This window comes from Halomonas sp. SL1, from assembly GCF_003030865.2.
GTDB lineage: Bacteria > Pseudomonadota > Gammaproteobacteria > Pseudomonadales > Halomonadaceae > Halomonas > Halomonas halophila.
Genome location: NZ_PYUQ02000004.1, coordinates 77,648 through 103,039, shown reverse-complemented (window position 1 = coordinate 103,039; position 25,392 = coordinate 77,648). Strand labels below are relative to the sequence as shown.

General features: G+C 68.8%; 19 protein-coding genes. 10 read left to right on the top strand and 9 right to left on the bottom strand.

Annotation, left to right across the window (positions count from 1 at the left end; all coding sequences use genetic code 11):
• Nucleotide 1 precedes the first annotated feature (1 nt).
• The 7 genes from ubiE to C9J49_RS01370 all read right to left on the bottom strand — a co-directional run bounded on the left by ubiE (nucleotide 2) and on the right by C9J49_RS01370 (nucleotide 8,278).
• Nucleotides 2–757 (bottom strand): bifunctional demethylmenaquinone methyltransferase/2-methoxy-6-polyprenyl-1,4-benzoquinol methylase UbiE, encoded by a 756-nt coding sequence (gene ubiE, locus C9J49_RS01400; RefSeq protein WP_111382292.1) that lies wholly within the window; start codon nucleotides 755–757, stop codon nucleotides 2–4.
• A 113-nt stretch (nucleotides 758–870) separates the two neighbouring features.
• Entirely contained in the window at nucleotides 871–1,254 is a 384-nt protein-coding gene (locus C9J49_RS01395) for a gamma-butyrobetaine hydroxylase-like domain-containing protein (RefSeq protein WP_111382293.1), read from the bottom strand.
• A gap of 144 nt (nucleotides 1,255–1,398) precedes the next feature.
• Entirely contained in the window at nucleotides 1,399–2,721 is a 1,323-nt protein-coding gene (gene hslU, locus C9J49_RS01390) for an ATP-dependent protease ATPase subunit HslU (RefSeq protein WP_035592656.1), read from the bottom strand.
• Between the two features lie 2 nt (nucleotides 2,722–2,723).
• The gene (gene hslV, locus C9J49_RS01385) at nucleotides 2,724–3,242 is read right to left on the bottom strand and encodes an ATP-dependent protease subunit HslV (RefSeq protein WP_016853485.1); all 519 of its coding nucleotides are present in this window, start codon (nucleotides 3,240–3,242) and stop codon (nucleotides 2,724–2,726) included.
• Between the two features lie 193 nt (nucleotides 3,243–3,435).
• Nucleotides 3,436–4,161: an SPOR domain-containing protein gene (locus C9J49_RS01380; RefSeq protein WP_107180779.1), complete on the bottom strand. Its 726-nt coding sequence runs from the start codon at nucleotides 4,159–4,161 to the stop codon at nucleotides 3,436–3,438.
• A 3-nt stretch (nucleotides 4,162–4,164) separates the two neighbouring features.
• Nucleotides 4,165–5,850: an arginine--tRNA ligase gene (argS, locus tag C9J49_RS01375; protein ID WP_107180780.1), complete on the bottom strand. Its 1,686-nt coding sequence runs from the start codon at nucleotides 5,848–5,850 to the stop codon at nucleotides 4,165–4,167.
• Nucleotides 5,851–6,049: 199 nt separating this feature from the next.
• Nucleotides 6,050–8,278: a primosomal protein N' gene (locus C9J49_RS01370; protein WP_258393720.1), complete on the bottom strand. Its 2,229-nt coding sequence runs from the start codon at nucleotides 8,276–8,278 to the stop codon at nucleotides 6,050–6,052.
• Between the two features lie 144 nt (nucleotides 8,279–8,422).
• On the opposite strand from C9J49_RS01370, the gene rpmE reads away from it, so the two are divergent.
• Nucleotides 8,423–8,635, top strand: a complete 213-nt coding sequence (gene rpmE, locus C9J49_RS01365; protein ID WP_035592649.1) for a 50S ribosomal protein L31 — start codon at nucleotides 8,423–8,425, stop codon at nucleotides 8,633–8,635.
• 259 nt (nucleotides 8,636–8,894) lie between these two features.
• Nucleotides 8,895–10,166 (top strand): malic enzyme-like NAD(P)-binding protein, encoded by a 1,272-nt coding sequence (locus tag C9J49_RS01360; RefSeq protein WP_046078341.1) that lies wholly within the window; start codon nucleotides 8,895–8,897, stop codon nucleotides 10,164–10,166.
• A gap of 89 nt (nucleotides 10,167–10,255) precedes the next feature.
• On the opposite strand, the gene C9J49_RS01355 is transcribed toward C9J49_RS01360, so the two are convergent.
• Nucleotides 10,256–11,002, bottom strand: coding sequence for a YdiY family protein (locus C9J49_RS01355; RefSeq protein ID WP_052719301.1), 747 nt, complete (start codon nucleotides 11,000–11,002; stop codon nucleotides 10,256–10,258).
• Between the two features lie 82 nt (nucleotides 11,003–11,084).
• A complete protein-coding gene (locus C9J49_RS01350; RefSeq protein ID WP_046078340.1) occupies nucleotides 11,085–13,610 on the bottom strand; it encodes a penicillin-binding protein 1A in 2,526 nt (841 codons plus the stop codon).
• 263 nt (nucleotides 13,611–13,873) lie between these two features.
• Here C9J49_RS01350 and pilM point away from each other — a divergent pair, with 263 nt between their 5' ends.
• The 8 genes from pilM (at nucleotide 13,874) to gltB (ending at nucleotide 25,381) form a co-directional block, all read left to right on the top strand.
• Nucleotides 13,874–14,935, top strand: a complete 1,062-nt coding sequence (gene pilM, locus C9J49_RS01345; protein WP_046078339.1) for a type IV pilus assembly protein PilM — start codon at nucleotides 13,874–13,876, stop codon at nucleotides 14,933–14,935.
• Nucleotides 14,932–15,504: a PilN domain-containing protein gene (locus tag C9J49_RS01340; protein WP_046078338.1), complete on the top strand. Its 573-nt coding sequence runs from the start codon at nucleotides 14,932–14,934 to the stop codon at nucleotides 15,502–15,504. The genes pilM and C9J49_RS01340 overlap by 4 nt, the downstream gene beginning before the upstream one ends.
• The gene (locus C9J49_RS01335) at nucleotides 15,501–16,136 is read left to right on the top strand and encodes a type 4a pilus biogenesis protein PilO (RefSeq protein ID WP_046078337.1); all 636 of its coding nucleotides are present in this window, start codon (nucleotides 15,501–15,503) and stop codon (nucleotides 16,134–16,136) included. Before C9J49_RS01340 ends, C9J49_RS01335 begins: the two co-directional genes overlap by 4 nt.
• Complete coding sequence (locus C9J49_RS01330; RefSeq protein WP_107180781.1) at nucleotides 16,133–16,657, top strand: pilus assembly protein PilP; 525 nt, start codon at nucleotides 16,133–16,135, stop codon at nucleotides 16,655–16,657. The genes C9J49_RS01335 and C9J49_RS01330 overlap by 4 nt, the downstream gene beginning before the upstream one ends.
• 63 nt (nucleotides 16,658–16,720) lie before the next feature.
• Entirely contained in the window at nucleotides 16,721–18,838 is a 2,118-nt protein-coding gene (gene pilQ, locus C9J49_RS01325; RefSeq protein WP_375700481.1) for a type IV pilus secretin PilQ, read from the top strand.
• On the top strand, nucleotides 18,838–19,380 hold the full coding sequence (gene aroK, locus C9J49_RS01320) for a shikimate kinase AroK (protein WP_035592631.1): 543 nt from the start codon (nucleotides 18,838–18,840) through the stop codon (nucleotides 19,378–19,380). Before pilQ ends, aroK begins: the two co-directional genes overlap by 1 nt.
• A 2-nt stretch (nucleotides 19,381–19,382) precedes the next feature.
• On the top strand, nucleotides 19,383–20,489 hold the full coding sequence (aroB, locus tag C9J49_RS01315) for a 3-dehydroquinate synthase (protein WP_035592804.1): 1,107 nt from the start codon (nucleotides 19,383–19,385) through the stop codon (nucleotides 20,487–20,489).
• Nucleotides 20,490–20,932: 443 nt separating this feature from the next.
• Nucleotides 20,933–25,381, top strand: a complete 4,449-nt coding sequence (gene gltB, locus C9J49_RS01310; protein WP_107180783.1) for a glutamate synthase large subunit — start codon at nucleotides 20,933–20,935, stop codon at nucleotides 25,379–25,381.
• The last annotated feature ends 11 nt before the right edge of the window (nucleotides 25,382–25,392 follow it).

The window sequence follows — 25,392 nt, the reverse complement described above, 5'->3', positions numbered from 1 at the left end:
CTCACAGCTTGATGCCGCGGTGCAGGGCGACGATGCCGCCGGTGAGATTGGTGTACTCGACCCGCTCCAGGCCGGCGTCTTCCATCATGCCCTTCAGGGTCTCCTGGTCGGGGTGCATGCGGATCGACTCGGCGAGGTAGCGGTAGCTCTCGGCATCGCCGGCCACCAGCTCGCCCATGCGCGGCAGCAGGCGGAAGGAGTACTGGTCGTAGGCCTGGCTCAGCAGCGGGTTGTCGGGCTTGGAGAACTCCAGCACCAGCAGCCGGCCGCCGGGCTTGAGCACCCGCGCCATGGAGCGCAGGGCGGCGTCCTTGTCGGTGACGTTGCGCAGGCCGAAGGCGATGGTGATGCAGTCGAAGGTGTTGTCCGGGAAGGGCAGGGTCTCGGCGTTGGCCTGGACGTACTCGACGTTGCCGCCGACGCCCCGATCGAGCAGCTTGTCGCGCCCGACCCGCAGCATCGACTCGTTGATGTCGGCCAGCACCACGCGCCCCCGGGGACCGACCAGCCGCGAGAACTTCAGCGTCAGGTCGCCGGTGCCGCCGGCGATGTCGAGCACGCTGTGTCCCGGGCGGACGCCGGCGCGCTCGATGGTCAGGCGCTTCCACACCCGGTGGATGCCGAACGACATCAGGTCGTTCATCACGTCGTAGCGGGCGGCGACGGAGTGGAAGACGTCGGCCACGCGTGAGGCCTTCTCGTCGACCAGAACTTCCTGGTAACCGAAGTGGGTGGTGCGCTTGTCGCTGGGGGTCATGCGAGGGAGGCTCCCGGGTCAGCTGCACTATGGGGGCGAGGCCGACGGCCCCGCGTGTTGGGCCGCATTGTAGCGCCCCCCGGGGGGGCTTGTCTTGACGACGGGGCTTTCCCCTACAGCTGCTTGATCTCGATGCCGAGCGCTTCCCGCGAGGCCCCGGCGTCTTCGAGGCGCTGCAGGTAGTCGGCCCAGTTGGCCTCCTGGTGCTCGATCAGCTCGTGCAGGTAGTCCCAGCTGTAGAGGCCGCTGTCGTGGCCGTCGTCGAAGTGCAGCTTGAGCGCGTAGCGGCCGGCCTGGGTGATGTTGGCCAGGCCGACGTGCTTCTTGCCGACCTGCAGGGTCTCCTGACCCTGGCCGTGGCCGCGCACCTCGGCGGAGGGGGAGAATACACGCAGGTACTCCACCGACAGCCGGTGGCTCTCGCCGCCTTCATAGGTCAGCTCCAGCTCGCGGGCCTGTTTGTGGTAGTGCACTCGGGTGGGGATCTGGGCCGTCATGATGAGACTCCTGGCTTCGAGCTTCGAGCTTCGAGCTTCGAGCTTCGAGCTTCGAGCTTCGAGCTTCGAGCTTCGAGCTTCGAGCTTCGAGCTTCGAGCTTCGAGCTTCGAGCCGCTCGGGGCCCGAAGCCCGTCGCTCATGGCTTAGAGGATATACCGCGACAGATCCTCGTCCATCGCCAGCTCGCCGAGCTGGGAATCGACGTAGGCGGCGTCGATGGTCAGCGGGCTGCCCAGGTCGCCGCCCTGGTAGGAGGCCTCCTCGAGCAGGCGTTCCATGACCGTGTGCAGGCGGCGGGCGCCGATGTTCTCGGTGCCTTCGTTGACCTTCCAGGCGATCTCGGCGATGCGCGCGATGCCATCGTCGGTGAAGGTCACGTCCAGGCCCTCGGTGGCCATCAGCGCCTGGTACTGGCGCGTCAGCGCCGCGGACGGCTCGGTGAGGATGCGCTTGAAGTCGTCCGGCGTCAGGGCGTCGAGCTCGACGCGGATCGGCAGGCGGCCCTGCAGTTCGGGGATCAGGTCCGACGGGCGCGACAGGTGGAAGGCACCGGAGGCGATGAACAGCACGTGATCGGTCTTCACCATGCCGTACTTGGTGGACACGGTGGAGCCCTCGATCAGTGGCAGCAGGTCGCGCTGCACGCCCTCGCGGGAGACCTCGCCGCCGCTGGAGTTGGCGCTGCCCTTGGCGACCTTGTCGAGCTCGTCGAGGAAGACGATGCCGTGCTGTTCGACGGCCTCGATGGCACGCTGCTTGATGTCGTCCTCGTTGACCAGCTTGGCGGCCTCCTCGTCGCGCAGCAGCGCGAAGGCGTCCTTGACCGCCACCCGACGGGTCTCGGTCTGTTGCTTGCCCATGCTGGAGAACAGGTTCTGCAGCTGGCTGGTCATCTCCTCCATGCCCGGCGGGGTGTTGATGTCCATGCCCTGGGCCTGTGGCGTCACCTGGATGTCGATTTCCTTGTCGTCGAGCTGACCCTCGCGCAGCTTCTTGCGGAACGACTGGCGGGTGGCGTTCTCGGTGCGCGGCTCGTTCTCCTGGCCGCGGGGCGGCGGCAGCAGGGCGTCGAGGATGCGGTCCTCGGCGGCGTCCTCGGCGCGATGGCCGACCTCTTCCTTGGCCTGCTCGCGGACCAGCTTGATGGCGGCCTCGGTGAGATCGCGGATGATCGACTCGACGTCGCGGCCGACGTAGCCCACCTCGGTGAACTTGGTGGCCTCGACCTTGATGAAGGGCGCGCGGGCCAGCTTGGCCAGGCGGCGGGCGATCTCGGTCTTGCCCACGCCGGTGGGGCCGATCATCAGGATGTTCTTGGGCGTGACCTCCTGGCGCAGCTCGTCGTCGAGCTGCATGCGGCGCCAGCGGTTGCGCAGCGCCACGGCCACGGCGCGCTTGGCGTCTTGCTGGCCGATGATGTACTGGTCCAGGGCGTGGACGATCTCGCGCGGGGTCATCTGGGTCATGATCAGAGCTCTTCCAGCGTGACGTTGTGGTTGGTGAACACGCAGATGTCGCCGGCGATCTCCAGCGATTTCTCGGTGATCTCGCGGGGCGACAGCTCGGTATTCTCGAGCAGGGCGCGGGCCGCGGACAGGGCGAAGTTGCCGCCGGAGCCGATGGCGATGATGCCGCGCTCGGGCTCCACCACGTCGCCGTTGCCGGTGATGATCAGCGAGGCGTTCTTGTCGGCCACGGCCAGCAGCGCCTCGAGGCGGCGCAGGGCGCGGTCGGTGCGCCATTCCTTGGCCAGCTCCACGGCGGCCTTGGTCAGGTGGCCCTGGTATTTCTCGAGCTGGGCCTCGAAGCGCTCGAAGAGGGTGAAGGCGTCGGCGGTGCCGCCGGCGAAGCCGGCCAGTACCTGGCCGCGGTACAGGCGACGCACCTTGCTGGCGTTGCCCTTCATCACGGTGTTGCCCAGCGACACCTGGCCGTCGCCGGCCAGCGCCACCTGGTCGCCGCGACGCACGGAAACGATCGTGGTCATGGAGGGGACTCTCCTTGAGGGAGCGTTCGGCTCCCGATGACTTGGGAATGGCGGAACACGGGGCGCGGGCGAGGCATGTCGCGCCGCTCGCCGGTGCGTGCCGGCGATTCCCCTGCGGCGCCGCGAGGGGCGGCGCCGTGCATGAGCTACTGGGGAGGTGTGGGCGCCGGGCCCGGAATTCAAGCGCGGCGCGTCACTGCAGCTGGATGAGCAGCGGCTCGATGCCCTGGGTGGACATCAGGTCGCGGGCCCGGGACAGCTCCCGGCGGTCCCGGTAGGGGCCGACCTGGACCCGATGCCAGGTTGCGCCGTCGCCGGTCTGGACCTCGCTGATGTTGGCCAGCAGGCCGAAGTCCTTGAGGCGGCCGGCCAGCTGCCGGGCGTCGCCGGACTGACGGAACGAGGCCGCCTGCAGCACGTAGCGCTTGCCGTCCTCGGCGCTGCGGGTCGTATCCTCGGCTGGCGCGCTGTTGGCGGCGATCACCTGGGCGATCGGGTCGTCGGCCGAGACGGACCCGGCGCTCGAGCCCTCGTCCTCGTTGCTGGCAGGGCGCGGCGGTGGCGTGGCCGTGGAAGAGGCCGTCTGCTCGCCCGGGGCGATGACCTCGGACTCCGGCAGCAGGGTATAGAACTCGAAGGTCGGCATCGGCGGCTCGTCGTCCGCCGGCGCCGCGTCGCCGGGACGGGCGGACGGGGGTGGGGCCTCGCCGGTGGCGATGGGCGTCGGCGAGGCCGGGCCGTCCTGCCAGGGGGCGGTGCCGTGCTGGTGCTGCGAGATCAGGAAGCCGGCCACCAGACCGGTCAGTCCCCATAGCCAGCCGGGCACGCCGCGCCGCGGGGCGGATGCCTTGGCGGGGGCCTTCCGGGAGCTGGTGGCGCCTCGCTTGCGGCTGTTGGCGGCGGGCTTGCGGCTGGCCATGGCTTACATCTCCTCGGGGGCGCCGACGCCCATCAGGTCCAGGCCGTTGCGCAGCACCTGGCGGGCGGCGAGGAACAGCGCCATGCGGGCGTTGCGCAGGGCGTCGTCCTCGACCATCACCTTCACCGCGTTGTAGCAGGTGTGGAACTCGGCGGCGAGGTCGAGCAGGTACTGGGCGATCTGCTGCGGCTCGCGGCTGGCGGCGGCGTGGGCGACCACTTCCGGGTAGCGGGCCAGGCGGTTCATCAGCGCCTTCTCCTGCTCGGCCTCCAGGCGCGCCAGGTGGTCCATGGCCTGGGCGTGGTCGAACGGCTGCGCGAGCGACTCGGCCTTGCGCAGCATGCTGCACACGCGGGCGTGGGCGTACTGCACGTAGTAGACCGGGTTGTCGTTGGACTGCGAGCGGGCCAGGTCGATGTCGAAGGTCAGCTGGGAGTCGGCGCGGCGCGCGGCGAGGAAGAAGCGCGTGGCATCGCGGCCGACCTCGTCGATCAGGTCGCGCACGGTGACGTAGCTGCCGGCGCGCTTGGAGAGCTTCACCTCCACGCCGGAGCGGGTGACCATCACCATCTGGTGCAGCACGTAGTCGGGCCAGCCCTGGGGAATGCCGGCCTCCAGCGCCTGCAGGCCGGCGCGCACGCGGGTCACGGTGGAGTGGTGGTCGGCGCCCTGCTCGTTGATCACGGTGGTGAAGCCGCGCTGCCACTTGTCGAGGTGGTAGGCGACGTCGGGCAGGAAGTAGGTGTAGTGGCCGTCCTGCTTGCGCATCACCCGGTCCTTGTCGTCACCGAAGTCGGTGGTGCGCAGCCAGGTGGCGCCGTCCTGCTCGTAGGTGTGGCCCTTCTCGGCGAGGCGCTCGGCGGTGGCCGCCACCTTGCCGTCGCGGTACAGCGAGGACTCGAGGAAGTAGACGTCGAACTCGACGCCGAAGGCGCGCAGGTCGAGGTCCTGCTCGCGGCGCAGGTAGGCCACGGCGAACTCGCGGATGGCGTCCAGGTCGTCCGGGTCGGCGGTGCCGGTGACGTGGCGGTCGTCGGCGTGGATGGTGTCGCCGGCCAGGTAGCTGTTGGCCACGTCGATGATGTAGCCGCCGCGATAGCCGTCGGCCGGCCAGCCGTCGTCCTCGGGGTCGATGCCCTTGACGCGGGCCTGCACCGAGAGCGCCAGGTTGGAGATCTGGGCGCCGGCGTCGTTGTAGTAGAACTCGCGGGTGACGTCATAGCCTACCGCCTCGAGCAGGCGGCAGATGCTGTCGCCGATGGCCGCGCCGCGGCCGTGGCCGACGTGCAGCGGACCGGTGGGGTTGGCGGAGACGAACTCCACCTGCACCTTCTGGCCCTGGCCGCTGAGGCTGCGGCCGAAGGTGTCGCCTTCGTCCAGCACCTGACGGATGACCTGGGCCGCGGCGTCGGTGGCGGCGAAGAAGTTGACGAAGCCGGGGCCGGCGATCTCGACCTTCGACACGGCGTCGCTTGCCGGCAGCGCCTCGACCAGCGCCTCGGCCAGCTCACGGGGCTTCCTGCCGGCGGGCTTGGCCAGCATCAGCGCCAGGTTGGTGGCGTAGTCGCCGTGGGCCTTGTCCTTGGTCGGATCGACCTTGATGGTCGGGGCGAGCTCGGAGGGCAGGACGTCCTGGCGCTTGAGTTCGTCCAGGGCGCCCTCCAGCAGGGAGATGATGGTGTCTTTCATGGGGAGTCTGATGTCCTGTGGCGCGGGCGTGTCGGTCGCCCGTCGGCGGGCATTTGGCCGCACATTATCGACAATTGCGCGCGGGCTTTAAACCCTAGCCGTGGCTTCGGGCTTCGGGCTTCGGGCTTCGGGCTTCGGGCTTCGGGCTTCGGGCTTCGGGCTTCGGGCTTCGGGGTAAGCTGGTGTCTCCGCCTCCGCCTCACGCCAGCGTCTGCGGATCGATATCCAGCGACCAGCGCACCCGCCGCGCCGCCGGTTCGGCTTCCAGCCAGGCGGCCAGCCAGGCGCCGGCCTCGTGGAGCCGGCTGCGTTTCCCGGCGCCGAGCATCAGCTGCAGATGGTAGCGGTTCTGGCGGCGCTCCATGGGGGCCGGTACCGGGCCCAGGCAGTCCACGTCCAGCTCGCGTACCCTCAGGTGCTCGCGCAGCGCCTCGGCGGCGCGGCCGCCGAGCTCGGTGACCGCCGCCTCCTGGGCGCCCTCCAGGCGCAGCAGCGCCAGGAAGCGAAACGGCGGCAGGGCGGCGACGCGGCGTTCCTCCAGCAGCTGCTCGGCCAGGGCGTCGTAGCCGCGGGCCGAGAGCAGGCGCAGGTGCGGGTCGTCGGCGTGCATGGTCTGCACCAGCACCCGGCCCGGGTGAGCGGCGCGGCCGGCGCGGCCGGCCACCTGCTCGAGCAGCTGGGCGCTGTGCTCCAGGGCGCGGAAGTCGCTGGCATAGAGGCCGGCGTCGGCGTTGACCACCACCACCAGGGTGACGTGGGGCAGGTGATGGCCCTTGGCCAGCATCTGGGTGCCCACCAGCAGGCAGGGTTCGCCGCGGCGCACCTCGGTGAGGGTCTGCTCCAGGGCGTCGCGGCGTCGGGTGCTGTCGCGGTCGATGCGGTGTACGGGAATGTCGGGGAAGCGCTCGGCCAGCGTTTCCTCGGTGCGCTCGGTGCCGCTGCCCAGCGGGCGCAGGTCGGCGCTGCCGCAGTCGGGGCAGGCGTCGGGCAGGGCGCGGCGCTGGTCGCAGTGGTGGCAGGCCAGCAGCGGCGGCTGGCGATGCAGGGTCAGGCGGGCGTCGCAGTGGTCGCACTCGGCGAGCCAGCCGCAGGCGTGGCAGCTGAGCGTCGGGGCGAAGCCGCGGCGGTTGATGAACACCAGCACCTGATGGCCGGCGGCCAGGGTCTCCTCGACGGCCTCGAGCACCGGCGGAATCAGCCCGCCCCGGCGGGTGCGGCCGCGCAGGTCGACCAGCTCCAGGCGTGCCGGGGCGTGGCGGCTGGCGCGCTGGGTCAGGCGCAGGTGGCGGTAGTCGCCGCTCTGGGCCCGGTGCAGGGTCTCCAGCGACGGCGTGGCGCTGCCCAGCACCAGCGGAATGCCGTGATGATGGGCGCGGGCCACGGCCAGGTCACGGGCGTGGTAGCGCAACCCCTCCTGTTGCTTGAAGGAACCGTCGTGCTCCTCGTCGACGATGATCGCGCCGGGCGCGGCCAGGGGCGTGAAGATCGCCGAGCGGGTGCCGATGACGATCGGCGCCCGGCCGCTGGCCGCCGCTTCCCAGGCGTCGAGCCGCTCGTGATCGGTGAGCCCCGAGTGCAGCGCCACCACCGGCACCCGGAAGCGGCGCTTGAAGCGTGCTAGGGTCTGCGGTGTCAGGCCGATCTCGGGCACCAGCACCAGGGCCTGGCGGCCACGGCCGACCACCGCCTCGATCAGCTGCAGGTAGACTTCGGTCTTGCCGCTGCCGGTGACGCCGTGCAGCAGGCAGGGGTGATAGGCGTCGAGGCCCTCGTGAAGCGCGGCCAGGGCGGTGGCCTGTTCGCGATTGAGCGGCAGCACCGGCTCGGCCAGCAGCGGGCCGCTGGCGTCGGCGGGACCGGTGCGCGGCTCCTCGCGCCGGGCGACCAGTCCCTTTTTCTCCAGCGCCTGAAGCTGGGGGCGGGTGAACGACTGAGCGAGAATGGCCTGGGCAAGCATGCCGTGGGGATGCTGGCGCAGCATGGTCAGCAGCTCGGCCTGGCGCGGCGCCCGCCCGAGGCTCTCCGGCATCTCGCCGGCGCCGGCCTCGGTGACCCGCCAGCGCTCCCGGGTGCGTGCCTCCAGGGCGCGGCCCTGTCGCAGCAGCGCGGGCAGCGCCTGGTGCAGGGTGTCGCCCGGGGCGTGCTGGTAGTAGCGGGCGGTGAAGCGGCACAGCCACAGCCAGTCCGCCGGCAGCGGGGCGTCGTCGAGGCGATCCTCGATCGGCTTGAGCCTGGCCAGCGGCAGGTCGCTGTCGTCGCGGCACTCCACGACCACGCCGACCACCCGGCGAGGGCCGAAAGGCACCCGCACGCGCAGTCCCGGCTGCCAGCCGCCCTCCGGCGGCGCGCCGGCGGGGCGGTAGTCGAACAGGCGGCGAAGCGGTGACGGTACGGCGATGCCCAGCACGGCGGGCGAGGAAACGGACAATTGGCCTCCGGGGGCGGCTCTGCTAGAATGCTCGGCCGCCGCGTCACCCTGTGTGGGGCGGCGCCCGGTTTGAACGTTCAGACAATCCGTATGCGGTGCCTGGCATGGGATCAGGTGGCGGCATACAGCGTAGCGAGGCTCAAGATGAAACAAGGTATCCACCCGAATTACAAGACGGTCAACGCGACCTGCTCCTGCGGCGCCACCTTCGAGGTCGGCACCACCAACGATCAGGACCTGTCCCTTGACGTCTGCTCTCAGTGCCACCCCTTCTACACCGGCAAGCAGAAGCAGGCGACCACCGGTGGCCGCGTCGAGCGCTTCAACAAGCGCTTCGGTGCCGCCGTCAAGCGTTGATGCGTCGCCGGCGCCCTGCGCCGGCGTTGGCAGCAGCCGAAAGAACCCGCCCTGGTGGCGGGTTTTTTTACGTCCAACGATCGGGCGTCGCTTCGATAAGGAATCCTTTATGACAGAGCGGTGAAATATAAGTTACGGCAAATGGTGTCGAACGTCTGCGAAAGCGGTTGCTAGATTGTGTAACTTTACTAAGTTGAGAAGTGGAAGTTTTTTTTATAATCTCGCTGGCCCTCAATACCATTCGAACCGGATCCTGAGCATGACAGACGCGAAGAGACAGGCGGCACTGGACTATCACGCGAAGCCCATTCCCGGGAAGCTGTCGGTGGAGCTGACCAAGCCCACCGCGACCTCCCGGGATCTGGCCCTGGCCTACAGCCCGGGCGTGGCCGAGCCGGTGCGCGAGATCGCTCAGGATCCGGAGAACGCCTATCTCTATACCGGCAAGGGCAACCTGGTGGCGGTGATCTCCGACGGCAGCGCCATCCTGGGGCTCGGCAACCTGGGCGCGCTGGCCAGCAAGCCGGTCATGGAGGGCAAGGGCGTGCTGTTCAAGCGCTTCGCCGGCATCAACTCCACCGACCTGGAGGTCAACGCCGAAAGCCCGCAGGCCTTCATCGACACCGTGGCCCGCATCGCCGATACCTGGGGCGGCATCAACCTCGAGGACATCAAGGCGCCGGAGTGCTTCGAGATCGAGCGCGCGCTGGTCGAGCAGTGCAGCATCCCGGTGTTCCATGACGACCAGCACGGCACCGCCATCGTCACCGCGGCGGGCATGCTCAACGCCCTGGACATCGCCGGCAAGTCCCTCGAGGAGGCGAAAATCGTCTGCCTCGGTGCCGGGGCGGCGGCGATCGCCTGCATGAAGCTGCTGGTGTCCTGTGGCGCCCGCGCCGAGAACCTGGTGATGCTGGACCGCAAGGGCGTGATCCACAGCGGTCGCGAGGACCTCAATCAGTACAAGGCGATGTTCGCGGTCGACACCGACAAGCGCACCCTGGACGACGCCATCGACGGGGCCGACGTCTTCATCGGCCTGTCCGGCCCCGGCCTGATGAGCGCCGACCACATCCGCAAGATGGCCGACCATCCGGTGGTGTTCGCCTGTACCAACCCGGATCCGGAGATCCATCCGGACCTGGCTCGCGAGACGCGCCCCGACGTGATCATGGCCACCGGCCGCTCCGACTACCCGAACCAGGTCAACAACGTGCTGGGCTTCCCGTTCATCTTCCGCGGCGCCCTGGACGTGCGGGCGACGCGCATCAACGAGGAGATGAAGGTCGCCGCGGTGCATGCGCTCAAGGACCTGGCCCGCGAGCCGGTACCCCAGGCGGTGCTGGAGGCCTACGAGGCCGAGAGCATGAGCTTCGGTCGCGACTATATCCTGCCTACCCCGGTGGACGTGCGGCTGCTCGAGCGCGTTTCCTCGGCGGTGGCCCAGGCGGCGGTGGATTCCGGCGTGGCGCGCAAGCCGTATCCCGCGCACTATCCGCTCAAGACCGTGGACGACGTCTACGGCGGTTGATCGCCAAGGTGGTGCGTGAATGACGACGCCGGCCCTCGGGCCGGCGTCGTTGCGTCTGGAGGGCGCGTCAGGACAGTGCCTCGAGGCGCTTACCAGTCGTAGAGCAGCGAGACGTTGGTGATGCGATCGGTGCGTGCCGTGGCGCCGTCGGGTGGCCGGGTGTTGTGCTTGAGCTCGTAGGAGAGCTTGAGCGCCAGGTGCTCGTTGAGGCGTGACGTCAGGCTGGAGAGCGAGCGGGCGGTCAGGTTGCGATCGGTGCCCTCCAGCGACAGTTCCTGAGCGAAGGAAGCGGTGTCTGAGAGGTGCCAGCGGTAGTCCATGGCGCCGTAGGCCACGCCGAGTCGCCGGGTCGGCTCATCGGTCACGCTATCGACCCGGTAGCCGGGCCCGGCCTCCAGCGACAGCACGTGGCGCTCGTTATCCAGCACCTGACGGCCGTAGCCGCCGATCACCGTGGCCTGATAGTCGTAGCCGCTGAAGCGGTCGTCTTCCCAGCGGGCGAAGCCGAACAGGTAGTGCGGGCCCTCGATGTCGTAGCGTTCGCGGGCGGCCAGCAGGTACTGCTCGGCGCTGGTCTCCTCGTCCTGGGTGACGTGGCGGGCCTCGCCGCGCAGGCTGTGGGTGAAAGCGCCATCCAGCCACACCAGGCGGCCCTTGGCGATCAGGGTCTGGCTGTTGGTATTGCCCTGCAGATGCGTGAAGCCGAGCTCGGCCTCGCCGGTCAGGGGCGGGGAGTCCTCCTTCGGCACCGGGGGCGCATAGAAGGGGGAGGCCAGGGTGTCGCCGGCCAGCATCAGCAGGCCAAGCCCGCAGGTGGCTATCACCTTGGAGCGCATGGGATGTCTCGCGGTCGGTTCGGGGAAGAGCGAAGCAGAGGGCCGGTGCGGCGGCGGGCCACCGCACCGGCGAGACGACGATCTAGAAGATGGCTTCGTAGGCGCCGGTGCCCTGGGAGCCGCTTTCCTGTTCCACGGCGCGGTCGACGCGGCGCGGCTGGTAGCTGGGCAGGTGGTCGGCGCGGAAGAGCTCCTCGATGCCGCCGGACTGGTCGTCGTGCAGCAGGCGGCCGGTGTCGGGGTCGACCCGGCGCGTCACCACGCCGTCCGGGCGCTCGGGCCAGTGTTCCGGGGTGCCGGCCAGGGCGCTGCCCATGAAATCGACCCAGATCGGCAGCGCCGCCTGGGAGCCGTATTCCGCGGTCGAACTGTTGTCGTCCTTGCCGACCCAGACGGTGGCGGCGAGCTCGGTGTTGAAGCCGGCGAACCAGGCATCGCGCTGGTCGTTGGTGGTGCCGGTCTTGCCCACGATGTCGCCGCGCTCGAGGGCCAGGGCGCGGCGGGCGGTGCCCCGCTCGACCACGTCGCGCAGCATGTCGCGGAGCAGGAAGGCCGCCGCCGGATCGACCACACGCGGCGCGACCCGGTAGGTCTTGCCATCACGCTCGACGGTCTCCTGGTCGGCAGCGCACTCGCGGCAGGCCACCAGCGGATCGGCTTCCTGCACCACGGTCTGGGCCTCGCCGCGGGTGATCTCCTGGATCAGCCAGGGTTCGATGGCGAAGCCGCCGTTGGACAGCACCGCATAGCCGCGGGTCATCTCCAGCGGGGTCAGGCTGGTGGTGCCGAGCGCCAGCGACAGGCCGTGGGGCAGGCGCTCGGGGTGGAAACCGAAGTTCTCGAGGAAGCCGATGGTGCGCTCGAGCCCCAGGGTCTGCAGCAGACGGATGGTGACCAGGTTGCGCGAGCGGGCGAGGCCGACGCGCAGGCGGGTCGGGCCGAGGAAGTCGCCGCTGGAGTTGTTGGGGCGCCACAGCTCGCTGCTGCCGTCCTCCATCACCACCGGGGCGTCGTTGATGATGGTGGCGGGATTCACCTCGCCGCTGTTCAGGCCGGCCAGGTAGATGAACGGCTTGAAGATCGAGCCCGCCTGGCGGCGCGCCTGGAGCGCGCGATTGAACTTGCTGGCGTCATAGTCGAAGCCGCCCTGCAGGGCCAGGATGGCGCCGGTGTCGGGGTCCAGCACCACCAGTGAGCCCTGGGCATCGGGCTGCTGGGACAGGCGCCAGCTGCCGTCCTCGCGCTGCAGGATGCGCACGAGGTCGCCGGGACTGGCGATATCGGCGGCGGAGTTCGGTGCCGCGCCGCGATAGCGGGCGTTGCGGTAAGGCTGGGCCCAGTCGAGGCCGTCCCAGTCGAGGGTACGGACCTCGCCGCCGCGGGCCAGCACGCGCATCTCGCGACCCTCGGTGGAGACCACGATGGCCGGTTCCAGCGGGCCCAGCACCGGGGTGCGATCCAGCACCTGCAGCCAGTTACTGACGTCGCCGTCGATGCCGTCGACCTCGGTCTGGCTGCGCTCGGCGGCCTGGCGGGCGGTGCTCATCACCTCTGGGGATTCGGCCAGCTCTTCCTCGAGGCCCTCCGGGTCGGTGTTCTCCTGGGCTTCCGCCAGGCTGCGCGGGATATCGGACTGCTCGGCGCCGCGCCAGCCGTGGCGGGTGTCGTAGGCGATCAGGCCGTTGGCCAGCGCCTGGCGAGCCTGGGGCTGCAGTTCGCTGTCCAGGGTCGTGGTGATGCGATACCCCCCGGTGTAGGCGTCGTCGAAGCGGTCGACGGCGTACTGTCGGGCCATCTCGGCCACGTAGTCGGCGGTGACCTCGGCCTTGGTCTGATGGCGGCGGGCGGTGATCGGCGCCTGGACGGCCTCGTCGTAGGCGGCCTGGTCGATATAGCCCAGGTCGCGCATGCGGAACAGGATCCAGTTGCGGCGGATCAGGGCGCGTTCGGCGTTGGCCAGCGGGTTGAAGGCGGACGGTGCCTTGGGCAGGCCGGCGATCATGGCCTGCTGGGCCAGGGTCAGGTCGCCGAGCGGTTTGTCGTAATAGACCTCGGCCGCGGCGGCGATGCCGTAGGCACGGTGGCCGAGGAAGATCTTGTTGACGTAGAGCTCGAAGATCTCTTCCTTGCTGAGGATCTGCTCCATCTGCAGCGCCAGCAGGATCTCGCGGATCTTGCGGGTGAAGGTCTGGTCCAGCGTCAGCAGGTAGTTGCGCGCCACCTGCATGGTGATCGTGGACCCCCCGGACCGGATGTCGCCGCCGCTGGCGGCCAGCTGGACGGCGGCGCGGGCCAGACCCTTGGGGTCGACGCCGTGATGGTCGAAGTAGGACGCGTCCTCGGCGGCCATCAGGGCGTCGACCATGGTCGGCGGAATCTCGTCGTAGTTCACCGGCTGGCGGCGTTCCTCGCCGTACTCGCCGATCAGCTTGCCGTCACGGGTGAAGATGCGCAGCGGGGTCTGCAGCTCGAAATCCTGAAGCTGCCGGACGTCGGGAAGGCCGGGGGCGAAGTAGAGGGCGGCCCCGGCCACGGCCAGCACCGAAGCGGTGGACAGCGAAACCAGCAGCCAGAATGCCGAGAAGGCCAGGGTTCTGAAGAACTTCATGAAAAAACGGTATCCATGCGGTGAACGAGTGCGAAGCGGCGGGGGCGAACGAGGGTGCAGATGCGCCGGCCATTATAGGAAGCCGTCAGCGCGACCACCAGCGTTGACGTCTGGCGACACCCGTTCGTGTGAGATCAGGCGATTTCATGTAGCCTCCGCTGACAGAAGAATTGGCATGACGCTTATCCTGTCTTCAGTATTTGGTCGGTGCCGTATTATAACGAGTGGTTTTACGCAGGCATTCAGTCGGGAGCATGACCTAGATGCGAATCGGTGCAGCTGGCAAGGGGCTCATCGGGGTCGATATCACCTCGGCCACCGTCAAGCTGATCGAGCTCAAGTGGGGCGGCGGGGGCTATCGCGTCGAGAGCTATGCCGTGCGGCCGCTGCGCGAGGGCGCGGTGGTGGAGCGACGCATCCGCGACATGGGCGAGGTCGTCGATGCGCTCAAGCGCGCCGTGGATCATGCCAAGCCGACCAGCCGGCGTGTCTCGGTGGCGGTGCCGGCCAGCGCGGCGATCACCAAGACGCTGACGCTGCCGGCGACCCTGTCGGACGACGAGATCGAGACCCGCATCCAGCTCGAATCGGACAAGCACGTTCCCTTTCCGTTCAGTGAAGTGGCCTTCGATTTTCAGCGGCTCGGGCTCAACGAGCGCTACGGCGATCAGCAGGACGTGCTGCTGGTCGCCTGCCGCCAGCAGGACGTCGGCCAGCTGACCGAGGCGGTACATCAGGCGGGGCTGGCGCCGGCCGTGGTGGACGTCGAGACCTTCGCCATGGAGCGTGCCTACACCGAGCTCGCGACCCAGCTGCCGGCCACCGTCGCCCAGGACGGTGGCGTCGCCCTGGTGGATATCGGGGCTCACATGAACGCCTTCCACGTGCTGCGCGAGGGTCGCATCACCTACAGCCGGGACACCGTGTTCGGCGGCCGGGCGCTCACCGAGGAGATCCGCAACCGCTACGGGCTGAGCCTCGAGGAGGCCGGCCTGGCCAAGAAGCGTGGCGGCCTGCCGGACGACTACCAGCGCAGCGTGCTGGATCCCTTCATCGAGACCCTGGTGCAGCAGGTCGGGCGTTCACTGCAGCTGTATTACACGGCCGGCCGCAAGCAGGAGGTGCGGCGCATGATCCTGGCCGGCGGCACCGGGGTGCTGCCCGGCCTGGCGGACCGCCTGGCGGCGGAAACGGGGATGGAGGTGGTGATCGCCAACCCCTTCCGGCGCATGAAGGTGAGCTCGCGGGTCGATGTCGAGACCCTGGCCGGCGACGCCCCGGCCATGCTGACGGCCTGCGGGCTGGCGATGAGGGTGCGTGGATGACCATCGAGATCAACCTTCTGCCCTGGCGCGAGGCGCAGCGCCAGCGGCGCAGCAAGCGCTTCCATCTGGCCCTGGCGCTGGCCGCCCTGATCGGGCTGGGCGGTGGCTATGCCGTGACCTGGTACCACGAGCAGCAGCTGATGGCCCAGCAGCAGCGCCATGCGCTGATCCGCCAGCGCACCGCGGAGCTGGATCATGACATCCGCACCGTCAGCGAATACGAGTCACGGCTCGAGACGCTCGACCGTCGCATCGAGGTGCTGCAGGAGCTGCAGGCCGAGCGTCCCCAGACCGTGCACGTCTTCAATGCCCTGGCCGCCAGCCTCGAGGAAGGGGTGTACTACGTCGACCTCCAGCGTCAGGGGGATCGCCTGCACCTGACCGGCCTGGCGCCGGACAATCGTCGCGTTTCCGACCAGCTGCGGGCCCTCGAGGCCTCGCCGGTGCTCGACGTGCCGGTGCTGTCCGAGGTGGAGGCCGAGGGAGGCGAGCGCCGCTTCGATCTCAGCGTCGGCCAGCACATGCCGGGGGCCGCGAACGACACCGCCAGGCAGGAGGTGACGCCATGAACCTCGCCGCCGAATGGCGTCGCCTGACGGACGTGGAACTGAGCGAGCTGGACATCAAGGAGGCCGGCGGCTGGCCCGTCCTGCTGCAGCTGATCTGCTGTCTGCTGATGGTCGGGCTGACCTTCGCCGGGGTCTACTGGTACCTGGCGGCGCCCAAGGCCCAGGCGCTGGAAAGCGCTCGGCAGGAAGAGGCGCGCCTGCTGCGGGACTACCGCAGCAAGGCGGCTCAGGCGGCCCATCTGCCGGGGATGCGCGAGCAGGTGGAGGCGCTGGACGGTCGTCTGGAGGTGCTGGTGGGCATGTTGCCGAGCGGCCCCGAGATCCCGTCGCTGATCGACGACATCAGCGAGGCGGCGGTCGACAGCCAGCTGACCATCGACGCCATTCGCCTGCGCAGCCCCGTCGAGCGGGAGTTCTACGTGGAGCGGCCGTTCGATATCCGGGTGAGCGGCGACTACCATCGCATCGGCTCCTTCCTTGCCGCCGTCGCCGATCTGCCACGCATCGTCACCCAGCATGACTTCACCCTCGCGCCGTCCGACGACGGGCGGCTCGAGCTGTCGATGCTGGCGCGGACCTACAGCTATCGGCCGCCGCAAGAAGCGCCCTCCGGCGAGGAGGAGGCGCCATGAGGGTCTGGGGGCGTGGCCTGGCGCTGCTGGGCCTGATGCTGTCGCTCGGCGCCTGCCGCGACGCGGCCAGCGGTGATCTCGATCGGGAACTGGCCGCGCTGCGGGCCGCCCCCGGCGAGCTGACGCTCGAGCCGCTGCCGCCGATGCCGGTCTATCACGCCGTGGACTACCGCTTCGCCGACCGGCGCAGCCCCTTCCAGGCGCGGCTGCCGGAGAGCCGCGCCCTGCCGGAGGGCGATGCGGAGCTGGCGCCTGACCGGTCGCGATCGCGGGAGCCGCTGGAGGCCTATGAGCTCGGCCAGCTGGAGCTGGTGGGCACGCTGACCGTGGGCGGCACGCCCTCGGCGCTGATCCGGGCGCCGGGCGGCAAGGTGCACCGGCTGCGCGTCGGCGATCACATGGGCTCGGACTTCGGGCGCATCGTCGGTATCACGTCCGCCTCGGTGCAGCTGGTGGAGATCGTGCCCACCGGAGGCGGCGGCTGGATCGAGCGCAGCACCCAGCTGTCGCTGGACGGCTAGACCAGAAGCGTGACACGGCCCGTCGGGAGCGGCGGGACCTGCAAAGAGGGGACCATGACATTGATGAAAAGAATGCTCGCGGCGCTGGCCATGCTGGTGGTCTCCACCTCTGTCATGGCGGCCTCGACGCTGACCGGCCTCGACTATCGTCAGGCAGCCGGGGGTGCCCTGGAGGTCGATCTGTCCTTCGACGGTGGCGTGCCCGAGGTGCGCGGCTATCGTCTCGACGATCCGGCGCGGCTGACCATCGACCTGATGGCGACACGCAGCGCCCTGGAGCATCGTCGTCAGGCGCTGGGGGTCGGTGGCGTCGAGCGGGTCACCGCCCTGGAGGCGGGCAGCCGTACGCGGCTGGTGTTCGACCTGGAGGGCCCGCTGCCCTACGACACCGCTCGGCAGGGCGACCGCCTGCGGCTGTCGATCGGCGGCGGTGTCGCGCCCCCGGCGGCCACCCGCTCCGCCGCCTCGCCTGTCGGCAGCGCGCCAGCGGCCGGACCGGGCATCACCGACATCGATTTCCGCCGCGGTGACGACGGCGCCGGCCGCCTGGTGGTGTCCTTCGACCGCAGCGGCGTGGATGCCCGGGTCAGCGAGAGCGGCAGCTCGGACATCGTCGCGCGGCTCCCCGGCGTTCGCCTGCCGGCCTCGCTGGATCAGGTCTATGACGTCACCGATTTCGACACACCGCTGCGCCGCATCACGCCACGGGTCGATCGGGATGGCGTCACGCTCGATATCCAGGGCAGCGGCGATTTCGCCATGCTCTCCACCCAGAGCGGCCGTCAGCTGACCATTACGGCCCAGCCGGCCACGCCCCAGGAGCGGGAGCGCCAGGCGCGCGATCAGTTCTCCTATACCGGCGAGCGGATCACCCTGAATTTCCAGGACATCGAGGTGCGTTCGGTGCTGGCGATCATCGCCGACTTCACCGGGATGAACCTGGTGGCCAGCGACAGCGTCACCGGCCGTGTCACGCTCAACCTGCAGGACGTACCCTGGGATCAGGCGCTGGACCTGGTGCTCAAGAGCCAAGGGTTGGCCAGCCGTCAGGAGGGCAACGTCATCGTGGTGGCGCCGGCGGAGGAGCTGGCGGCCCGGGAGCAGCTGGAGCTGCAGGCCCGCGAGCAGCTGGAGACGCTGGCGCCGCTGGAGACCGAGTACATCCAGGTCAAGTACGCCAAGGCCGAGGATCTGGCGCGACTGCTGCGAGGCGAGAGCACCGGCGGCGGGGCGAGCGGCTTCGGCCTGCTGACCGAGCGCGGCCGGGTCGCCGTGGACCCGCGCACCAACACCCTGCTGGTGCAGGACACCGCCGAGCAGATCGGCAGCATCATGGAGACCCTGGAGCGGCTCGACGTGGCGGTGCGTCAGGTGCAGATCGAGGCGCGGATCGTGATCGCCCGGGACAGCGCCACCCAGGAGCTGGGCGTCAACTGGGGGCTGTCATCGCCTCGAGGCGACGGTCGGCTCGATCTGGGTGGGGCGTCTTCCGGTCAGCCGGTGGCGACCTACGGGGATGACTTCAGTGGCCAGCGCGAGTCCAGGGGGCAATTCACCGGGGCGTACGGTGATCCAGATGGGCAGCTGTTTCAGCGTGGTGGGCTGGCGGTAGACCTGGGGGGAGCCAATCCCATGACCAGCTTCGGTTTTGGTTATCTATCAGGGGATGTGTTGCTCGACCTGGAGCTGCGGGCGCTGGAGAGCGAGGGCAAGAGCCAGACCATCTCCCAGCCGCGGGTGATCACCGCCGACCAGAGCACCGCGGTGATCAAGCAGGGCACCGAGATTCCCTATCAGGAATCGACCTCCAGCGGGGCGACCGATACCGAGTTCAAGGAGGCGGTGCTGTCGCTGGAGGTGACGCCGCAGATCACGCCGGACAACCGCATCATCATGGACCTGGCGGTCAACAACGATACCGTGGGTGAGCTGTTCAACGGGGTGCCGTCCATCGACACCAACGAGATCACCACCCAGGTGCTGGTGGACAACGGCGAGACCGTGGTGCTCGGCGGTATCCTGACCACCGAGCAGGTGCGCAGCCTGTTCAAGACGCCCTTCCTGGGTGACATTCCGGTGCTCGGAAACCTCTTCCGCTATACCGAGGACTCCAGCGATAAGGTAGAGTTGCTGGTATTCATCACGCCCCGAATACTGGATGACAACCTGGCGATTCGCTGATGCCGGCACTACCCAATCTGATATTGATCGGCCCCATGGGGGCCGGAAAGAGCACCATCGGCCGCCTTCTGGCGGCCGAGCTGTCCCGAGACTTCTACGACAGCGATCATGAAATTCAGGATCGCTGTGGCGCCGACATCCCGTGGATCTTCGACGTCGAGGGCGAGGCGGGCTTCCGCGAGCGCGAGACGCAGATGATCGACGAGCTGTCGGCGCTGGAAGGTGTGGTCATCGCCACCGGCGGCGGCGCGGTGCTGCGCGAGGAGAATCGGCGCATGCTGCGTGACAGCGGTACGGTGATCTATCTCTACACCACCGTCGAGCAGCAGCTGCGGCGTACCGCCAAGGACCGCAACCGGCCGCTGCTGCAGCGCGATGACAAGGCCGAGGTGCTGGAGCAGATGTTCCAGCAGCGCGACCCGCTGTACCGGGCCACCGCCGACATCGTGGTGCGCACCGATCGTCGCGGTCCGCGGGCCGTGGTCAACGAGATCGTGCGCCGCGTGGAGCGGCTGATCGATCCCCTGCATTGCAAGGCATGAACATGACGCGATCCATCGATGCCCGGCGCACCCTGACGGTGGCCCTGGGCGAGCGCAGCTACCCCATTCATATCGGCCCCGGGCTGCTGGGCGATCCGCAGTGGCTGCGGCCGCACCTCGCCGGCCGCCAGGTGATGATCGTCACCAACGAGACGGTGGCGCCGCTCTATCTGGAGCGGCTCAAGGCCGGCCTGGGCGATGACCTGACGGTGCGCGAGGTGGTGCTGCCGGACGGCGAGGCGACCAAGACGCTCGCCAGCGTCGAGCGCATCTGGGATGCCCTGCTCGAGGCCGGCTTCAACCGCCGCTGTACCCTGGTGGCCCTGGGCGGCGGTGTGATCGGCGACATGACCGGCTATGCGGCGGCCAGCTATCAGCGCGGCGTGGCCTTCGTGCAGGTGCCGACCACGCTGCTGTCCCAGGTGGACTCCTCGGTGGGTGGCAAGACCGGTGTCAATCACCCGCGCGGCAAGAACATGATCGGCGCCTTCTGGCAGCCTCGGGCGGTGCTGATCGATACCGATACCCTGTCGACCCTGCCGCGGCGCGAGCTGTCGGCCGGCCTGGCCGAGGTCATCAAGTACGGCCTGATCCGCGACGTCGGCTTCCTGACCTGGCTGGAGGACAACATGGCGGCGCTGCGAGGCCTCGATGCCGCGGCCCTGGCCTGGGCCATCGAGCGCAGCTGCAGCCTCAAGGCGGAGATCGTCGCCGAGGACGAGACCGAGCAGGGCGTGAGGGCGCTGCTCAACCTGGGGCACACCTTCGGCCATGCCATCGAGACGCATCAGGGCTACGGTCGCTGGCTGCATGGCGAGGCGGTCGGCACCGGCATGCTGCTGGCCGCCGAGCTGTCGCGGCGGCTCGGCTGGCTGTCGGACGACGAGGTGGCGCGCACGCGTGAGGTGCTGGCGGCGGCCGACCTGCCCCTGGCCGCGCCGGCCGACATGAGCGTGGACGACTTCCTGTCGATCATGCGCCTCGACAAGAAGAACCTCGACGACCGGCTGCGGCTGATCCTGCTGCGCGGCCTCGGCGACGCCTGCATCCATGACCAGACCCCGCCCGAGACCCTGGCGACCCTGCTGGAGGACTTTCCCCGGCAGTGATCGCTCGCTTCTCTATCGTGCGCGCCTCGACGCCCGCTGCTTCGGCAGCGGGCGTCGTCGTTTCGGGCGGTGTCGGGGAACGTGTCCGGCGCGGAAATGCGTGAATCTGTATGCCATATGCAGCATCGGTATGGGGTTAGGGTGTCATTTGCGACTAAAGTCTAATGAGGGTGTCGTGCCGGGAATGTTCCACGTCGTTGGCGTGCAACTCGTTGAGTTAGCGTGATTTTTTTATTGTTCGCTTAGACAAGTTGCGGATTTGTCGAAGGTTTTTGGCGTGGCGGCGGCGTGGCGGCATTGCGCGAGCGAGGGGGCGTGGCTATTCTGTGGAGCCTTTTGCCGCGCAGTTTTGATGCCGCAATAGAGGCGCCAAATAAAAAGAAAAACCTTTAAATATATCATAAGAAACTGCGAAGTACACCTTTTCAACCTGAGGCACGCCCATGAACAGAGGTCTTCATCAACCCGGCGAGTTTCGTGACAACTGCGGGTTCGGTCTGATCGCCCACATGGAGGGCCAGGCCAGCCACGATCTGCTGCAGACCGCCATCGAATCGCTGACCTGCATGACCCACCGCGGCGGCATCGCCGCCGACGGCAAGACCGGCGACGGCTGCGGCCTGCTGCTGAAGATGCCCGAGGCCTTCATGCGCGAGGTGGCCCGAGAGGCCCTGGGCGTGGAGCTGGGTAGCCGCTTCGCGGTGGGCGCGATCTTCCTGCCCGACGACGACGCCCGCGAGGCCGCTGCCCGCGAGACTCTCGAACGTGAACTCGAGGCCCGTGGCCTGATCGTGCAGGGCTGGCGCGACGTGCCGGTCGACCCGAGCGTCTGCGGTCCCATGGCGCTGGACTGCCTGCCGCGCATCCGCCAGCTGTTCGTCGAGCCCGGCGAGACCGCCGCGGACACCTTCGACGTCGAGCTCTTCATGGCCCGTCGTCGTGCCGAGCAGGCGCTGCGCGACGACGAGAACTTCTACGTCAGCTCGCTGTCCTCCGAAGTCGTTTCCTACAAGGGTCTGGTGATGCCGGTCGACCTGCCGGCCTTCTATCGCGACCTGGGTGACGAGCGCCTGGAGACCGCCATCTGCGTCTTCCACCAGCGCTTCTCCACCAACACCGCGCCGCGCTGGCCGCTGGCCCAGCCGTTCCGCCTGATGGCTCACAATGGCGAGATCAACACCATCGAGGCCAACCGCGGCTGGGCGAACTCCCGCAAGGAGAACTTCGTCAGCGAGCGCCTGCCCGACATCGCCGAGCTCGACGAGATCGTCAACACCACCGGCTCCGACTCCTCGAGCATGGACAACATGCTGGAAGTGCTGCTGACCGGCGGCATGGAGCTGCATCGCGCGGTGCGCATGATGGTGCCGCCGGCCTGGCAGAACGTCGAGATCATGGACGGCGACCTGCGTGCCTTCTACGAATACAACTCCATGCACATGGAGCCGTGGGACGGTCCGGCCGGCGTGGTCATGACCGACGGCCGCCAGGCGGTCTGCATGCTCGACCGCAACGGCCTGCGCCCGGCGCGCTGGGTGATCACCAAGAACGGCTACATCACCCTGGCCTCCGAGATCGGCACCTACGACTACAAGCCCGAGGACGTGGTGGCCAAGGGTCGCGTCGGCCCCGGCCAGATCCTGGCCGTGGACACCCAGACCGGCGAGGTCCTGCACACCCAGGACATCGACTCGCGTCTCAAGTCCGCCTATCCCTACAAGCGCTGGCTGAAGCAGGAAGCCAACTACCTCGAGTCCGCGCTCACCGAGCTGGCCCGCTTCCAGAACATGGATGCCGAGACCCTGGCGGTGCGTCAGAAGATGTTCCAGGTCAGCTTCGAGGAGCGTGACCAGGTGCTGCGCCCGCTGGCCGAGAGCGGTCAGGAAGCGGTGGGCTCCATGGGCGACGACACGCCCATGGCGGTGCTGTCCGGCAAGAAGCGGCTGCTGACCGACTACTTCCGCCAGAAGTTCGCCCAGGTCACCAACCCGGCCATCGATCCGCTGCGCGAGTCGATCGTGATGTCGCTGGAGAGCTGCATCGGCGCCGAGCGCAACGTCTTCGCGGCGACGCCCGATCATGCCCATCGCCTGGTGCTGACCACGCCGGTGCTGTCGCCGCGCAAGTTCACCGCCCTGGTGACCCACGAGGATCCGGCCTTCAACAGCCATACCCTGTCGCTGGCCTACGACCCCGAGACCACCGGGCTCAAGGCCGCACTGCAGGCGCTGTGCGACGAGGCCGCCCAGGCCGCCCGCGATGGCAAGGTGCTGCTGGTGCTGTCCGACGCCGAGGTGGCGAAGGGTCAGCTGCCGATTCATGCCGCCCTGGCGGTCGGTGCCGTGCACCATCATCTCGGCCGGCTGGCGCTGCGCCCGCGGGTCAACCTGATCGTCGAGACCGGCTACGCCCGCGACGCCCACCAGATGGCGGTGCTGTTCGGCGTGGGCGCCACCGCGGTCTATCCGTGGCTGGCCTACCAGGTCATGGCCGACATGCATCGCACCGGCGAGCTGGTCGGCAACCCGGCCGACGCCCGCGAGAACTATCGCAAGGGGCTGCAGAAGGGCCTGTTCAAGATCCTGTCCAAGATGGGCATCTCGACCCTGGCCTCCTATCGTGGCTCCCAGCTGTTCGAGGCGGTGGGCCTGGCCTCCGAGGTCATGGGCCTGTGCTTCACCGGCATGGCCTCGCGCATCGAGGGCACCGGCTTCGCCGAGCTGCAGCTGCAGCAGGAGCTGCTGGCCAAGGACGCCTGGTCGCCGCGCAAGAGCATCTCCCACGGCGGCCTGATGAAGTACGTCCACGGCCACGAGTACCACGCCTACAATCCGGACGTGGTCAAGGCCCTGCAGGAAGCGGTGCAGGAGGGCGATTACGCCAAGTGGAAGACGTTCGCGGGCCTGGTCAACGACCGTGAGCCGGCCACCATCCGCGACCTGCTGCGCCTCAAGCCGGCCGAGACGGCGCTGCCGCTGGACGAGATCGAGCCGGTCGAGGACCTGCTGCCGCGCTTCGACAGCGCCGGCATGTCGCTGGGCGCGCTGTCGCCGGAGGCCCACGAGGCCCTGGCCCAGGCCATGAACGAGGCCGGCGGTCGCTCCAACTCCGGCGAGGGCGGCGAGGATCCGGCGCGCTACGGCACCGTCCGCAGCTCCAAGATCAAGCAGATCGCCTCCGGCCGCTTCGGCGTCACCCCGGCCTATCTGGCCAACGCCGAGGTGCTGCAGATCAAGGTGGCCCAGGGCGCCAAGCCCGGCGAGGGCGGCCAGCTGCCCGGCGGCAAGGTCAACGGCCTGATCGCCCGGCTGCGCTACGCGGTGCCCGGCGTGACCCTGATCTCGCCGCCGCCGCACCACGACATCTACTCCATCGAGGACCTGGCGCAGCTGATCTTCGACCTCAAGCAGGTCAATCCCAGCGCCCAGGTGTCGGTGAAGCTGGTCTCCGAGCCCGGCATCGGCACCATCGCCACCGGCGTGGCCAAGGCCTATGCCGACCTGATCACCGTGTCCGGCTATGACGGCGGCACCGCGGCCAGCCCGCTGACCTCGATCAAGCACGCCGGCAGCCCCTGGGAGCTCGGCCTGCCCGAGGTCCACCAGGCGCTGCGCATCAACGGCCTGCGCGACAAGATCCGCCTGCAGACCGACGGCGGCCTGAAGACCGGCCTCGACGTGATCAAGGCGGCGATCCTCGGCGCCGAGAGCTTCGGCTTCGGCACCGCACCGATGGTCGCCCTGGGCTGCAAGTACCTGCGCATCTGCCACCTCAACAACTGCGCGACCGGCGTCGCCACCCAGCATCAGGCCCTGCGCGACGAGCACTTCCGTGGCACCGTCGACATGGTCAAGCACTACTTCCGCTTCATCGCCGAGGAAGTGCGCGAGCTGATGGCCCTGCTGGGCGTGCGTCAGCTCACCGACCTGATCGGCCGCACCGACCTGCTCGAAGCGATCGAGGGCGTGACGGATTCACAGCGCCGCCTGGACCTGTCGCCGCTGATGACCAACGACTTCGTGCCCGCCGAGGCGCCGCAGTTCTGCGAGGTCAGCCGCAACGAGCCCCACGACCCGGGGGCCAAGAACCAGGAGATGCTCGAGGCGCTCAAGGCCGCCATCGAGGCCAGGTCCGGCGGTGAGTTCGACTTCACGATCACCAACTGCGACCGCTCCGTCGGTGCGCTGGTCTCCGGCGCCATCGCCAAGCGTTACGGCGAAGCGGGGCTCGAGGACGCGCCGCTGACCGCGCGCTTCACCGGCGTGGCCGGTCAGAGCTTCGGCGTGTGGAACGCCCGTGGCCTCAACCTCTACCTCGAGGGCGACGCCAACGACTACGTCGGCAAGGGCATGAACGGCGGTCAGGTGACCATCGTGCCGCCCCGCGGCAGCGGCTTCGAGAGCCACAAGACGGCGATCATCGGCAACACCTGCCTCTACGGCGCCACCGGCGGCACGCTGTACGCCGCGGGTACCGCCGGCGAGCGTTTCGGGGTGCGCAACTCCGGCGCCCAGGCGGTGATCGAGGGGGCCGGCGACCACTGCTGCGAGTACATGACCGGTGGCCTGATCACCGTGCTCGGCGAGGTCGGCGTCAACTTCGGTGCCGGCATGACCGGCGGCTTCGCCTACGTGCTGGACGAGGACCGCAGCTTCGTCGACAAGTACAACCATGAACTGGTGGAGATCCACCGCGTCAACACCGAGGCCATGGAGGCCCATCGGCGACACCTGAGGGAAATCATCGAGGAATACGTTGCGCAGACCGGCTCCCAGCGCGGTCGCGACATCCTCGAGGACTTCAGCGACTTCATCCGTCATTTCTGGCTGGTGAAGCCCAAGGCGGCGAGCCTCGCCAGCCTGCTGGATGAATCCCGTCGGCGTCCCGAGTAAGCCTGGAGAGA

Coding starts and splice junctions, on each gene's coding strand:
- C9J49_RS01355 (WP_052719301.1), bottom strand. CDS start 11,002: ATGCGCTCCAAGGTGATAGCCACCTGCGGGCTTGGCCTGCTGATGCTG.
- C9J49_RS01350 (WP_046078340.1), bottom strand. CDS start 13,610: ATGAAGTTCTTCAGAACCCTGGCCTTCTCGGCATTCTGGCTGCTGGTT.
- pilM (WP_046078339.1), top strand. CDS start 13,874: ATGCGAATCGGTGCAGCTGGCAAGGGGCTCATCGGGGTCGATATCACC.
- argS (WP_107180780.1), bottom strand. CDS start 5,850: ATGAAAGACACCATCATCTCCCTGCTGGAGGGCGCCCTGGACGAACTC.
- rpmE (WP_035592649.1), top strand. CDS start 8,423: ATGAAACAAGGTATCCACCCGAATTACAAGACGGTCAACGCGACCTGC.
- aroK (WP_035592631.1), top strand. CDS start 18,838: ATGCCGGCACTACCCAATCTGATATTGATCGGCCCCATGGGGGCCGGA.
- hslV (WP_016853485.1), bottom strand. CDS start 3,242: ATGACCACGATCGTTTCCGTGCGTCGCGGCGACCAGGTGGCGCTGGCC.
- ubiE (WP_111382292.1), bottom strand. CDS start 757: ATGACCCCCAGCGACAAGCGCACCACCCACTTCGGTTACCAGGAAGTT.
- pilQ (WP_375700481.1), top strand. CDS start 16,721: ATGAAAAGAATGCTCGCGGCGCTGGCCATGCTGGTGGTCTCCACCTCT.
- C9J49_RS01340 (WP_046078338.1), top strand. CDS start 14,932: ATGACCATCGAGATCAACCTTCTGCCCTGGCGCGAGGCGCAGCGCCAG.
- C9J49_RS01380 (WP_107180779.1), bottom strand. CDS start 4,161: ATGGCCAGCCGCAAGCCCGCCGCCAACAGCCGCAAGCGAGGCGCCACC.
- gltB (WP_107180783.1), top strand. CDS start 20,933: ATGAACAGAGGTCTTCATCAACCCGGCGAGTTTCGTGACAACTGCGGG.
- C9J49_RS01330 (WP_107180781.1), top strand. CDS start 16,133: ATGAGGGTCTGGGGGCGTGGCCTGGCGCTGCTGGGCCTGATGCTGTCG.
- C9J49_RS01360 (WP_046078341.1), top strand. CDS start 8,895: ATGACAGACGCGAAGAGACAGGCGGCACTGGACTATCACGCGAAGCCC.
- C9J49_RS01335 (WP_046078337.1), top strand. CDS start 15,501: ATGAACCTCGCCGCCGAATGGCGTCGCCTGACGGACGTGGAACTGAGC.
- hslU (WP_035592656.1), bottom strand. CDS start 2,721: ATGACCCAGATGACCCCGCGCGAGATCGTCCACGCCCTGGACCAGTAC.
- C9J49_RS01395 (WP_111382293.1), bottom strand. CDS start 1,254: ATGACGGCCCAGATCCCCACCCGAGTGCACTACCACAAACAGGCCCGC.
- aroB (WP_035592804.1), top strand. CDS start 19,383: ATGACGCGATCCATCGATGCCCGGCGCACCCTGACGGTGGCCCTGGGC.